At 65.5% G+C, this 12,915-nt stretch carries 11 protein-coding genes; 7 read left to right on the top strand and 4 right to left on the bottom strand.

Annotated features, from left to right (window positions below):
- Positions 1 to 144: 144 nt before the first annotated feature.
- Positions 145 to 654 (top strand): energy transducer TonB, encoded by a 510-nt coding sequence (locus LOZ74_RS14435; RefSeq protein ID WP_230291739.1) that lies wholly within the window; start codon positions 145 to 147, stop codon positions 652 to 654.
- A gap of 122 nt (positions 655 to 776) precedes the next feature.
- On the top strand, positions 777 to 1,298 hold the full coding sequence (locus LOZ74_RS14440; RefSeq protein ID WP_230291740.1) for an energy transducer TonB: 522 nt from the start codon (positions 777 to 779) through the stop codon (positions 1,296 to 1,298).
- A gap of 46 nt (positions 1,299 to 1,344) precedes the next feature.
- On the opposite strand, the gene cobT is transcribed toward LOZ74_RS14440, so the two are convergent.
- Together cobT and fsa are read right to left on the bottom strand one after the other, a co-directional pair.
- A complete protein-coding gene (gene cobT, locus LOZ74_RS14445) occupies positions 1,345 to 3,165 on the bottom strand; it encodes a cobaltochelatase subunit CobT (protein WP_230291741.1) in 1,821 nt (606 codons plus the stop codon).
- A 14-nt stretch (positions 3,166 to 3,179) separates the two neighbouring features.
- A complete protein-coding gene (fsa, locus tag LOZ74_RS14450) occupies positions 3,180 to 3,833 on the bottom strand; it encodes a fructose-6-phosphate aldolase (RefSeq protein WP_230291742.1) in 654 nt (217 codons plus the stop codon).
- A 58-nt stretch (positions 3,834 to 3,891) separates the two neighbouring features.
- Here fsa and LOZ74_RS14455 point away from each other — a divergent pair, with 58 nt between their 5' ends.
- Positions 3,892 to 4,548 (top strand): DUF2490 domain-containing protein, encoded by a 657-nt coding sequence (locus LOZ74_RS14455; protein ID WP_230291743.1) that lies wholly within the window; start codon positions 3,892 to 3,894, stop codon positions 4,546 to 4,548.
- A gap of 4 nt (positions 4,549 to 4,552) precedes the next feature.
- On the opposite strand, the gene LOZ74_RS14460 is transcribed toward LOZ74_RS14455, so the two are convergent.
- Positions 4,553 to 5,248 carry a DUF4197 domain-containing protein gene (locus LOZ74_RS14460; RefSeq protein ID WP_230291744.1) on the bottom strand — a complete coding sequence of 232 codons (696 nt, stop codon included), beginning with the start codon at positions 5,246 to 5,248 and terminating at the stop codon, positions 4,553 to 4,555.
- Between the two features lie 72 nt (positions 5,249 to 5,320).
- Between LOZ74_RS14460 and LOZ74_RS14465 the strand changes: the two genes are divergently transcribed.
- Positions 5,321 to 7,486, top strand: coding sequence for a primosomal protein N' (locus LOZ74_RS14465; protein ID WP_230293908.1), 2,166 nt, complete (start codon positions 5,321 to 5,323; stop codon positions 7,484 to 7,486).
- 128 nt (positions 7,487 to 7,614) lie between these two features.
- A complete protein-coding gene (locus LOZ74_RS14470; RefSeq protein ID WP_230291745.1) occupies positions 7,615 to 9,159 on the top strand; it encodes a lipopolysaccharide assembly protein LapB in 1,545 nt (514 codons plus the stop codon).
- On the opposite strand, the gene LOZ74_RS14475 is transcribed toward LOZ74_RS14470, so the two are convergent.
- On the bottom strand, positions 9,160 to 10,230 hold the full coding sequence (locus tag LOZ74_RS14475; protein ID WP_230291746.1) for a bifunctional transcriptional activator/DNA repair enzyme AdaA: 1,071 nt from the start codon (positions 10,228 to 10,230) through the stop codon (positions 9,160 to 9,162).
- A gap of 155 nt (positions 10,231 to 10,385) precedes the next feature.
- On the opposite strand from LOZ74_RS14475, the gene LOZ74_RS14480 reads away from it, so the two are divergent.
- On the top strand, positions 10,386 to 12,083 hold the full coding sequence (locus LOZ74_RS14480) for a S1C family serine protease (protein WP_230291747.1): 1,698 nt from the start codon (positions 10,386 to 10,388) through the stop codon (positions 12,081 to 12,083).
- Positions 12,084 to 12,319: 236 nt separating this feature from the next.
- The gene (locus LOZ74_RS14485; RefSeq protein ID WP_230291748.1) at positions 12,320 to 12,874 is read left to right on the top strand and encodes a F0F1 ATP synthase subunit delta; all 555 of its coding nucleotides are present in this window, start codon (positions 12,320 to 12,322) and stop codon (positions 12,872 to 12,874) included.
- The last annotated feature ends 41 nt before the right edge of the window (positions 12,875 to 12,915 follow it).

Consider the following 12,915-nt stretch of genomic DNA (forward strand, 5'->3'; position numbering starts at 1 on the left):
AGCCGCGCGAAAAGCGGCGCGGGACTGAACAGAACAGAATATGTTCACGACCGACCACTCGTCTTGATCGCATTTCCATCAGGGTCGCGTTACCAGCGATTTTGCCTGTCGGCCGGTTATTCCTTTCAACTGGAGGATGTACCGATGAAAAGATTACTAGCAACCGCCACCGCGGCCATTGTGCTGTTGGGATCGGCGCCGACCATTGCCAAGCAGGACAAGAACCCGCCCATCCTTGTCGATGCGGGCAATCTGACCGCGCAATGGGCGCAGGATGTTTCGCAGGACCTGGATCGGGAACTGATGAAAATCCGGCCCGCGCCGCGTGAAATCCTGCCCAATGGCCTTGTCCAGATCCGGTTCGAGGTTGCGGACGGCCATCCCGTCAATGTCCGCGTGCACCGCCAGTCGGGCGACCGCTGGCTGGACCGTCAGGCCGTGCGTTCGGTCGAGCGGCTGAACAACATGTCCGACATTCCCTATACCGCCGATAATACGCGGACGGTGCAGGCCAATATCATCACGGCCCGCGACGAGGATGCTTTTCGCGACCTGCATGACGAGCTGATCGCCGTGGAGGAAGCGCGCATGGCATCGAGCGGACCCGACCGGACGGTGATCGCGCTGAACCCGGGAAGCAGGAGAGCAGGGTAAGCCGTCACCACGCAGGAACTGCCCCGGCAGCAACACCCCCCCGTTGTCACACCCGTGCCACCATCCGGGCGCGGTTGCCGGGGCAGTTCTTTGCGGATTTGCATGACCGAAAGGACAGAACGATGAGGAGATTTGCCGTCATTCTGGCGGGCAGTATCTGTGCCGCCCTGACCCAGCCAGCCGCCGCCCAGCCAGCCAATGCACAACCGGCCAACGCAGGCCAGGAAAACGGCGCGCCCATTCTGGTCGATGCCGCGCCCGATGCCGCGCAATGGTCGGCCACCGCGTCGCGGCGGCTGGACCGCAATCTGCATCGCGCGCGCGCCGACATGCCGCCCGATATTCCCGATGCCATCGTCCAGATCCGTTTCGAACTGGTCGACGGGCAGCCCGCCAATCTTCGCCTGATGCGTTCGTCGGGCAAGCCATGGCTGGACAGGGATGCGATGGAGGCGATTGCCGCCATGGACGATCTGCCTGCCCTGCCCGCCGCTTTTCAGGGGCGCGAGGTGCAGGCCAATATCATCACCGCGCGCCATTCCTATCAGGCCCGCCGGCTGCAACGCGAATTGCACAAGAGCGAAGCCGCGCGGCTTGCCTCCGCCCCTGACGAGGCTGGCGTGCTGACGCTTTATTCGGGTTAGGCTTATTCGGGTCAGGGCCGACCGGCCCGACCGGCCCGACCTGTACCTAATCGCCTTCGAACAGGCCCGCCAATTGCTCGATCATGGTTCCGCCCAATTGTTCGGCATCCATGATCGTGACGGCGCGGCGGTAATAGCGGGTGACATCGTGGCCGATGCCGATCGCCATCAGCTCGACCGGCGATTTCTTCTCGATCCACTCGATCACCTTGCGCAGATGCGCTTCCAGATAGCCGGCGCTGTTGACCGACAGGGTGGAATCGTCGACCGGCGCGCCATCGGAAATCACCATCAGGATGCGGCGATCCTCGGGCCGCGCCAGCAGGCGCGCATGCGCCCACATCAAGGCCTCGCCGTCGATGTTTTCCTTCAGCAGCCCTTCGCGCATCATCAGGCCCAGATTGCGACGCGCGCGCCGCCATGGCTCGTCCGCCTGCTTGTAAACGATATGGCGAAGATCGTTGAGGCGGCCCGGATTTTCGGGCTTGCCCCTCGACAGCCATTGCTCGCGGCTTTGCCCGCCCTTCCACGCGCGGGTCGTGAAGCCGAGGATTTCGGTCTTCACGCCGCAGCGTTCCAGCGTGCGGGCCAGCACGTCGGCGCTGATCGCGGCGATAGAGATCGGCCGCCCGCGCATCGACCCTGAATTGTCGATCAGCAGGGTGACGACCGTGTCCTTGAATTCCTGATCGCGCTCGATCTTGTAGCTCAATGACGAACCGGGCGAGATCACCACCCGCGCCAGACGGGCGGCATCGAGCAGCCCTTCTTCCTGATCGAAGTCCCACGACCGGTTCTGCTGCGCCATCAGGCGGCGTTGCAACCGGTTGGCGAGCTTCGTCACCACGCCCTGCAAGCCCTTTAGCTGCGCGTCGAGATAGGTGCGCAGCCGTGTCAGCTCTTCCTCGTCGCAAAGATCGGCCGCGCCGATGATCTCGTCGAAATCGTCGGTGAACGCCTTGTAATCGAAATCGTCGGGCAGATCGGTCCATGGGCGGTTGGGCCGCACGGGCATCATGCCTTCCTCGGCATCCTCGCCCGGATCGAATTCGCCGTCTGCGTCGAACTCGCCCTCGTCCTCGCCGTCGTTCTCGCCCTCGCTGTCCTGCGGCTCGGCAGCGGCATCGACGGGGTTCGATTTCTCGTCCGAGGGCTGCTCTTCCTCGGGGCTGTCGTCCTGATCGCCGTCCTCGCCCTCGGGCTCGTCGCCTTCGTCGATCTCCTGTTCGGACTGCATGTCCAGCTCGACCATTTCCAGATGGCGGAGCAGGTCGAGCGCGCCCTTCTGGAATGCCTTCTGGTCGTTCAGCACATCGGCCAGACGGTCGAAATCGTCGCCGATGGCGGCCGCAATCGCCTCGCGCCGCAGGGCAAGTCCGTCCTGTGCCGCTTCGGGCGCGGCCTGACCCGTCAGATGTTCGCGCAGCATCAGGGCGAGCGCGGTGGCGATGGGCACATCCTCTGCCCGGTCGGCGCGGGTGATCGAATCCGCCGCCAGCCTTTTATCCAGCGCAGCGGCCAGATTGGCGCGCGTGCCGGTCATGGCATTGGCGCCGATGGCTTCCCAGCGCACCTGTTCGACCGCATCGAACGCCTGCCGCGCCAGCGCGTCCGACGGGCGCATCCGGTTGTGCAGCGCGCTGTTGTGGTGCCGCTGTTTCAGGGCAAAGCTGTCGGCCACCCCGCGCGCGATGGCAACGGGGCCAGCCTCCAGCTTGCGGCCCGGCATGGGCACGCGGACGCTGTTCCCCACTTGCGCGGGGGTGTCCGACGTCCAGCTGACTTCGATCTCCGCATCCTCGGCCACGGCGCGGGCCGTTCCGGTCAATGCGGCGCGAAAACGGTCGAGATTCGATTCTTCTGCCAAAAGGGCCTTCCGCCTTACAGGATCGATTGGCCGGTCGCGGCCCAGTCCTTCATGAAACCTTCGATGCCCTTGTCGGTCAGAACGTGATTGGCCAGCGCCTTGATCACCTTGGGCGGCATGGTGCCGACATCGGCGCCGATCTTGGCGCATTCCAGCACATGGACGGGATGGCGGATCGACGCGGCCAGAATCTGCGTTTCGAACAGGTAATTGTCATAGATCAGGCGAATATCCTCGATCAGCGAGAGGCCGTCGAAGCCGTTATCGTCATGCCGTCCAAGGAAGGGCGACACGAAAGTCGCCCCCGCCTTGGCCGCCAAAAGCGCCTGATTGGCCGAGAAGCAGAGCGTGACATTGACCTGCGTGCCGTCATTCGTCAGCGCGCGGCAGGTTTTCAGACCGTCGATGGTCAGCGGCACCTTGATGCAGACATTGTCCGCGATCTTGCGCAGCACCTCGGCCTCTTTCATCATCGTTTCATGGTCGAGAGCGACGACTTCGGCGCTGACCGGCCCGTCGGTCAGTCCGCAGATTTCCTTCGTCACTTCCATGAAATCGCGGCCCGACTTGGCGATCAGGCTGGGGTTGGTGGTCACGCCATCCAGCAGGCCGGTCGCGGCCAGCTCGGCGATTTCGGCGGTATCGGCAGTGTCGGCGAAGAATTTCATCGGGAAAGGTCCATTTCTTCCGCGCTTTTGAATGCGCCACGGGGTTATGGGGGCAAACATGAGTCGCGCCCTGTTCGTCTGTGCGGTCCGCATTGCCGCCCTGTCCGCCCTTTTGCAACCGGCGAGCGCCGTTGCGGAAGAGCAGGAGTTCCAGCTGTGGACCATGGCCAGCGCCGAAACCGCCGTTGCGCCCGATACGCCGCTGGTGGCGGATATCGGATACCGGCTGCGCGACGATGCATCGGGCGACGACCAGTTCCTGATCCGCGCCAGCGCCGATACCACGCTGACCCCGCTGGTGCGGCTGGGCGGCGGGGTGGCGCATTTCGAAACCGGCGGGGTGGTCGAATGGCGCCTTTTCGAACGCGTAACGCTTGCCCGGCGCGGCTTTGCGCTGCGCAGCCAGTTCGAACAGCGGTTTTACGACGATGGCGACCGCACCGAATTGCGGCTGCGCGAACGGATCCAGCATAGCTGGCGGCTGGACCCGAAAACGCGGCTGGCCGCATCGGGCGAATGGCTGCTGCGCCTGCGCAACAAACGGCAGGGCGGCGATACGGGGACCGACCAGTTGCGCGCCAATATCGCCGTCACCCGCGAACTGGGCCGCGGGATCGAGGCGACGGCGGGCTATCTGCTGATCTATCACCCCGTCGCCGACGAACCCAATGTGCTGGCCCACGTGCCGCAAATCTCGGTCTTGCGGCGGTTCTGACCGGTCACCGCATCCCGAACGCGCCGATCAGCAACGGATCGTTGGTGGCATAGGGATCGGCGCGGATGGCGCTTTCCCGCTGGCCGATGGCAGTCCAGATCGCATCCTCGGTCCGCCGGGTCAGCGAACCCGCCACGCCCGACAGATCGACGCCCGCCAGTTGCGACAAGGCGGGGCCCAGCACCGGATCGTTCACCACGCGCAGCGCATCGGACACTTCGGGCAGCATCACCTCGATCAGTTGCTGGCCCATGTTCTGGCGCAGGAATCCGGTCGCGGCGGTCGGCCCGCCGGCGATCAGCGCGGCGGCGTTCTGGATGCCGATCACCCGCACCGTATCGGCCACCACGGGCGCCGCGCGATAGGCGCCTTCGGCCGCGATGCTGTTAAATTCGCGCATCATGCGTTCGCGCACGATGGTGGAGCCGAGGATGGAGGCGATCGCCCCGCCCCGCCCCGCCAGCGCGTCGTCCACCGCAAGCCGCGCCAGCTGCGTGTCGTAAAACCCGTCGGGTGCCAGCAATTGTTCGAACGCATCCTGCGACGCGACGGTCAGCAGGCGGCGGATCGCCTCGGTATAGCTGAACCCGCCATAGGTCGCGCAGCCCGATAGCGCCAAAGCCCCCGTTCCCGCCGCGGCAAAGGCCAGAAACCGGCGGCGGCTCGCAGTGGCGGAAAGGGGCGTGACGGCGTTTTCCATATTCAAATCCTCTCTCTCCCCGAAATCCGGACGCTTCCATCGGGGCGCGGCAGCCGCCATATGGGTGGCAAGATGAACCGCGTCCGTCTCCTCGTCATGAATGCCGCATTGGGTCCGCTGGATTACCGCGTGCCCGATGGCATGGCACTGGAAGCCGGCAGCGTGGTCGTCGCACCCCTGGGGCCACGGCAAGTGACTGGCATCGTGTGGGAAAGCGAACGACTGCCCGGGACAGAGGTTCCGGATTCGCGCCTTCGCCCGCTGCTGGGCGCATTGCCGGTGGAACCGCTGCGCGCCCCGCTGCGGCGGCTGATCGAATGGACGGCGGATTATTACTGCGCCTCGATGGCCAGCGTGGCGCGCATGGCATTATCGTCCAGCGCGGCGCTGCGCGGGGGCGGGACGGTCACAGAATACCGGCTGACCGGCGCAGAGCCGCCGCGCATGACCCCGCAGCGCGATGCGGCGCTGTCGGCGCTGGACGGAGAGCAAGGCACGATCCGCGAACTGGCGGACCTTGCGGGCGTATCCGAAGCGGTCCTGCGCGGGCTGGTCAATGCCGGCTGTCTGGAAGCGGTCGAGGTCGCCATCGACCGGCCCTTCGATGCGCCCCGCCCCGATCATGCCCCGCCCGATCTGTCAGACGGGCAACAGGCGGCTGCCGACCGTTTCATCGATGCGGTGCGCGCCCGCAAATTCGCCCCCATACTGCTGGACGGGGTGACCGGATCGGGCAAGACCGAAACCTATTTCGAAGGCGTGGCCGAAGCGCTGCGGCTGGGGCGGCAGGTGCTGGTGCTGCTGCCCGAAATCGCGCTGACGCAGAATTTCCTGAAACGGTTCGAGGCGCGTTTCGGCGTGGCCCCCACCGTCTGGCACAGCGCGCAGAAACAGTCGGACCGCCGCCGCGCATGGCGGCAAGTGTCCGAAGGCGGCGCCAGCGTGGTGGTCGGCGCGCGGTCGGCGCTGTTCCTGCCGTTTGCCGACCTTGGCCTGATCGTCGTCGACGAAGCGCACGAGATCAGCTTCAAGCAGGACGACGGCGTGCGCTATAACGCGCGCGATGTGGCCGTGATGCGCGCGCGGTTCGAAAATATTCCCGCCATTCTCGCCAGCGCGACGCCCGCATTGGAAAGCCTGCAAATGGCCGAGGCGGGGGTGTATGAGAAAATCGACCTGCCCGCCCGTTTCGGCGGCGCGGTTTTGCCCGATATCCGCATCGTCGACCTGCGCGAGGAAAGCCCCCCGCGCGGCCGCTGGATCGCGCCCTCGCTCGTCTCCGCGATAAAGGAGCGGCTGGAGCGCGGGGAACAGGCGCTATTGTTCCTCAACCGTCGCGGCTATGCCCCGCTGACCCTTTGCCGCCAGTGCGGTTACCGGTTCCAGTGCCCCAATTGTTCGGCATGGCTGGTCGAACACCGGCTGACCCGCCGCCTTGCCTGCCACCATTGCGGGCATCAGGTGAAAAGCCCCGACGCCTGCCCCGAATGTGGTGAGAGCGATTGCCTTGCCGCCTGCGGCCCCGGCGTCGAACGCATCGCGGACGAGGTGGCCGAGATCTTCCCCGACGCCCGCACCGCCGTCGTCACGTCGGACACGCTTTCCAGCCCGGACAAGATCGGGGAATTCGTCGATGCGGCGCAAGCGGGCGAAATCGATGTGATCGTCGGCACGCAGCTGGTGACCAAGGGCTATCACTTCCCCGAACTCACGCTGGTCGGCGTGATCGATGCCGATCTGGGGCTTGAGGGCGGCGATCTGCGCGCCGCCGAACGCAGCTATCAGCAGATCGCGCAGGTCGCGGGCCGCGCGGGCCGCGCCGCCAAGCCGGGCGAAGTGCTGATCCAGACGCGCCATCCCGAAGCGCCCGTCATCGCCGCGCTCGCCGCCTATGACCGCGATGCGTTTTACGAGGCCGAGAGCGATGCCCGCCGCCATGCGGGCGCGCCGCCATTCGGCCGCTGGGCCGCGATCATCGTGTCAAGCGAGGACGAGGCCGAAGCCGCCGAAGCCGCCCGCAAGATCGGCGGCAGCGCGCCGCGGCTGGACGATATCGCCGTATTCGGCCCCGCCCCCGCACCGCTGTCGATGCTGCGCGGCCGCTATCGCTATCGCCTGCTGGTCAATGCCCGCCGCAGCGCCGCGCTGCAGCAGACAATCCGCGAATGGCTGGGCCCGATCGATCACCCGCAAGGCGTGCGCATCGGCGTCGACATCGACCCCTATAGTTTCGTCTGAACGGCTGAAATCGCGCGAAAATGGCGCGAAATCTCGTTTCAGGGGTAACTTAAAGGCTTCAAATCCCCTGTCGGACTGTGCACAGTGCCTTTCTAATCAAGGGGCTGAAGTAACCAAAGGGACTGTACATGCTAAGGACACTGATCGCCGCGGCGGCCATGCTGGCCGCCGTTCCGGCGCAGGCAGAGGATTGGTGGGTCGCAAGCACCGATCATTTCAACATCTATTCCACCGGCGGCGAGGATTCGGCCAAGGAACTGGCCATCGACATGGAACGTCTGGACGCGGCCCTGCGCTTTATGCGCGGAGTGGCGATGGACAATGCGCCGATGACCGACGCCCAGAAATTGAGCGTGTTCCAGTTCGGCGACACGCGCGACATCGGGCGGCTGGTCGATTCGACCAGCGTTGCGGGCTTTTTCATCAGCCGTGCGGGCGGATCGGTCGCCTTTGTACCGCTGCGCGAACCGCGCCGGCGCGGCTCCTATGGCGCGCGCAAGGGCGGCGAAAGCATTCCGCCGAACGAAGTGCTGTTCCACGAATACACCCATTATTTCATGTATCAGCACAGCCCCGCCGCCTATCCGCGCTGGTATAGCGAGGGCTTTGCCGAATTGTTCGGCACGGTCGATCTGATCGACGACGGTTTCCGCATCGGCCGCGCGCCCGAATCGCGCTCGTCCATGCTGTACTGGTACAGCCAGCCGATCGAAAAAATGCTCGATCCCATCGATTACGAGGATATGACCGGCCTCGATGCCTATCAGGATTATTCCTATGGCTGGCTGCTGACGAGCTATCTGTCGATCGAACCGTCGCGCGCGGGCCAGCTGGCCCAGTATCTGACCGCGATGAACCGCGGCGAGGAACCGATCGAGGCGGCAAAGGCTGCGTTCGGCGATCTTGACCAGCTGGAAAAGGAACTCGATTCCTATCGCCGTGGCCGCGCCCGCATTACCGAGGTGAAGCTGGCCAATTTCGAAATGCCCGAAGCCACGGTCCGCCAGCTTGACGCAGGCGCCGCCGCCGCAATGGATATTCACATGCTGTCGAGCGTGGGAGTGGACGAGGACGAGGCCGCGTCTCTGGTGCCCAAGGCGCGGTCGCTGGTCGCAAGCTATCCGCAGAACATGGCGGTTCTGCGCATGGCGATGGAAGCCGAATTCGACGCCGAGAATTATGACGAGGCGACGGGTCTGGCCCGCCGGATGCTCGCCATCGATGCGGATTCGGCCGATGCCCATATCTATCTGGCCCGCGTGGCCGAGGAACGGGCAGAGGACGATCCGGCGCAATATGCCACGATGCGCAGCGCATATATCGCGGCGAACCGGATCAATCCCGACGATCCGCGTGCCTTGTCGGGATATTACCATTCCTTCGTGCTGGCAGGCGAAACCCCGCCCGAAGACGCGATCATCGCGCTGGAGCGGGCCTATTCGCTGGCCAAGTTCGACGACCGCATCCGCCAGTCGCTGGCTTGGCAATTGCTGACCGAGAACCGCGACAAGGAAGCGATCGCCGTGCTGGGGCCCATCGTCTATAACCCGCATGGCGGCGACACGGTCGAACGTCTGTCCGAACGCGTCGAGGAGATCGAGGCGGGCGACAAGACCAAGGCTTTGGAAGAGCTTCATCCGGGTTGGGAAGATCCCGAAGAAGACGAGGACTGATCAGCCTTTGCGCGCGCTCCCCTTGGCGGGGCGCGCGCTTTCGCGCTTCAGCAATTCGCTTTTGATTTCGGCCCCATAGGCATAACCGCCCACGCTGCCGTCGGCGCGCACCACGCGGTGGCAGGGGATCAGCACCGCCACATTGTTCGCCCCGTTGGCACTGCCTGCCGCGCGCACGGCCCGTGGATGACCGGCTGCCGCCGCAAGCTCGGCATAGCTGCGCGTTTCGCCGGCGGGAATGCGGCGCAATTCGGCCCAGATGCGTTCCTGAAAGGCAGTGCCCTTCACATCCAGCGGGATATCGGGATCGCTGCCCGGCGCCTCGACCTCTGCCGTTACCCGCGCCAGCAGCGCGGCGAATGCGGCATCGCCCTGCGCCAGTTGCGCCCTGGGGAAACGTTCGGCCAGCGCGTCGGCGGTTTCGTTAAAGGACAGTCGGCAGACGCCCTTGTCGGTCGCGGCGACCAGCATGTCGCCAAGGCCGGTCGGCACCACCGCCCAGCGGATCGTCACGCCCTCTCCCCCGCGCTGCCATGCCGACGGGGTCATGCCCAGCTTTCCTTTTGCGTCGTCGTAAAAGCGCGAGGGGGCTTCATAGCCCGCGTCCATGATCGCATCGGTCACATTCGCTTCCTTTCCCAGCGCGTCGCGCGCGCGTTCCAGCCGCAGGGCGCGGCCATAGGCGGCAGGGCTGATGCCGGTCGCGCGGCGGAAAATGCGTTGCAGATGATCGGGGGAATAGCCTGTCCGCCCTGCCAGCACAGCCATCGCCACCGGCCCGCCAGCCGCGCGGATCGCCGCCAGCGCGGCATGCACCGCGTCCTTATCCTCCATCGCATCGTCGGGCAGGCAGCGTTTGCACGCGCGTAATCCCGCTGCCTTTGCCGCCGGTATATCGGGATAAAGCGCCATGTTTTCCGGCTTTGGCCGCCGCGCGGGGCAACTGGGGCGGCAATAGATGCCGGTCGTGCGCACCCCCACGACAAAGCGCCCGTCATATTCCTTGTCGCGCCGCGCAAAGGCAGCCAGCGCTTCGGCCCTGGGCACAGAAAGGGGGCTTGTTTCGGTCATGCCTGCGGTTCTAGCCCCTTGCGCCGCGCGGCGCATCCCGAAAGCCGATTTCAAACCGGACCAATCCGGATGGAATGGCAGCATGCCAGAATCCCTGTGGGATCACGGCGAAAACCCCTGCCATGCCCCGTCGAAACCCGCTAAGGCCCGCAGCCATGGACGTTGGCGGAATGCTGAAACACAATCGAACCGCGCAGGGCGCGCTTTCTGCACCGGCGCGGCTGGTCGCTGCCATGCGCGTGATGGCGCTTGCGCTGATGCTGGCGCTGGCGGGCACGGTGCTGCCGGGCGGCGTGCAAAGCGCGCGCGCCGATACCGCCGACATCAATGCCGCCGCCCGCTCGGTCGTGCGCGTGGTGATCGTGATGCGCGATTCGTCGGGCTATGACGTCATCGGCCATGGCACCGGCTTTGCCGTCACGCCCAAGCTGATCGTCACCAATGCGCATGTGCTGGCCCCTCTGCTAGAGGATGACCGGCTGCGCCTTGGCATCGTGCCCGCGCAGGGGCGCACCGGCTACTTCGCGCGGATCGTGCGCGTGGCGGGCGATGTCGATCTGGCTCTGGTCGAACTGACCGAGGATGCCTCGCTTCCCGTATCGACGCTCTATTCGGGACGGGTGGAGGACGGGCAGGACGTCTATGCTGTGGGCTATCCCGCCAATGTCGACCAGGCGCTGGGCCTCGGCCTCAACGGGCTTGTCTCTCCGCAGCCGCCGGTGAAGACGCGCGGGCAGGTTTCGGCGGGGCGTTCGTCGGCCGATTACGATACGATCCTGCATACGGCCGCGATCGGCGTCGGCAATTCGGGCGGCCCCCTGCTCGACCCCTGCGGCCGCGTGGTCGGCGTCAACGCGTTCGGCACGATCAGCGACAATGGCAGCGATTCGGAATTCTATTTCGCGGTGTCGATGCGCGAACTGGCCCCGTTCCTGCGCGCGGCAGGCGTAACCGCGCGCACCAGCGCCAGCGAATGCCGCTCGCTCGCCGATCTGGATGCCGAGGAAACGGCACGATCCCTGCGCGAAGAAGCCGAACAGCGCGCCCGCCTTGCCGCCGCCTCTGCCGAACGCAATCTGGCTGCCGAAAAATCCGCCCGCCGCGCCGAACTGGACGCCATTGACGAGCGCGACACGCTGATGGGCCTTGCCGGGCTGATGGTGGTGTTCGCCATGATGGGCGGGCTTGGCGGCGTCTATCTGCTCGACAACCAGCGCCGCGAACAGGCGATGGCCGCCGGGGCCTTTACGGTGTTTTCCCTGCTGGCCGCGCTGGCCGCATGGATCGCGCGCCCGTCGGTCAGCGACGTGATCGAACGCGGGGACGATGCGCAGCGCGCCATTCTGACGGCCCCTGCCAAGACGCAAACCCCGTCGGCCAGCGTGGACAAGGGCCGTTTCATCTGCCGCTTCCTGCCCGACCGCAGCCGCGTCACCGTGTCGAACAGCAATGATGTCGAACTGCAATGGGACGAGGAAGGCTGCGTCAACGGGCGCACGCAATATGGCATCTCGTCCGATGGCTGGACGCGAATCATGGTGCCCGACAGCGAACAGACGGTTTCGGTATCGCGCTATGACCCGGCCACGCGCAGCCTGCGTACCGACCGCTATTTCCTCGACCTCAACACCATGGGCGCGGCGCGGGAAGCGCGCGGGTCCTATCAGGCGCCGGCCTGCGGGGCGGGCCCCGATGCCGCCCGCGATCTGGGCGACCAGCAGGAGGCGATTCGCCAATTGCTGCCCGATACGCCCAACGAACGGCTGGTCTATCGCTGCGAACCGGGCGAAATCGCTCCTGCGAAGGATGAAACCGCGAGCGCGGAGATTCCCGGGGGCGGCGAAAACGGCTGAAACGCGCCATTTCCCCGCCCGTTGGGGCTTTGCCCTCGCCAATTGGTATGGTTACGCCCCAAAACACGCCGCGCGCCGGTTGTCATATCGCGGTTTCATTGCTAGGCGCGCCGCCGTAACGGACGCATCCCGCGTGCCGTGCATTTGCGCTACACAGTATTCGTGACAGCGCGGGGCATGGCCAAGGCGTTCGGGGGTAGGGCCGTTTCACGGCATGCATTGAGGACAGGACAAGCGTGGAGAATACGGGCGGCATCACGGCCAGTCTTGCGGGGCGCTACGCCTCGGCACTGTTCGAACTGGCAGTGGACGAGAACCAGGTTACTTCGGTCGAGGGCGACCTTGAGACGCTGCGTTCGGCGATTGCCGAATCGGCCGATCTTGCCGCCTTGCTGAAGGACCCGGAAATCAGCCGCAAGCAGGCGGGCGCTGCCGTTGCGGGCGTCGCCGATCACCTGCATCTTGCCCCGCTGACCAAGAATTTCCTGGGCGTGCTGGCCAAGAACCGCCGCCTGTCGAGCCTGCCGGACATGATCCGCGCATTCGCCACCATCGCCGCCGCCCAGCGCGGCGAAGTGACCGCCGACGTCACCAGCGCGCACCCGCTGGACGATTCGCAGGTGATGGCGCTGACGCAAAAGCTGACCGCGCGCGAAGGCCGCGACGTCAAAGTTCGCACCGAGGTCGATCCTTCGATCCTTGGCGGGCTGATCGTAAAGATCGGCAGCCGCCAGATCGACAGCTCGATCCGCACCCGTCTCAACTCTCTCGCCCAGGCCATGAAGGGCTGACCTGACCTGTTCGCTTGAACTGGGGGTCCTTAGGAAAAGGC

This window comes from Croceicoccus sp. Ery5 (genome assembly GCF_020985325.1).
In the GTDB taxonomy this organism is placed as follows: Bacteria; Pseudomonadota; Alphaproteobacteria; order Sphingomonadales; family Sphingomonadaceae; genus Croceicoccus.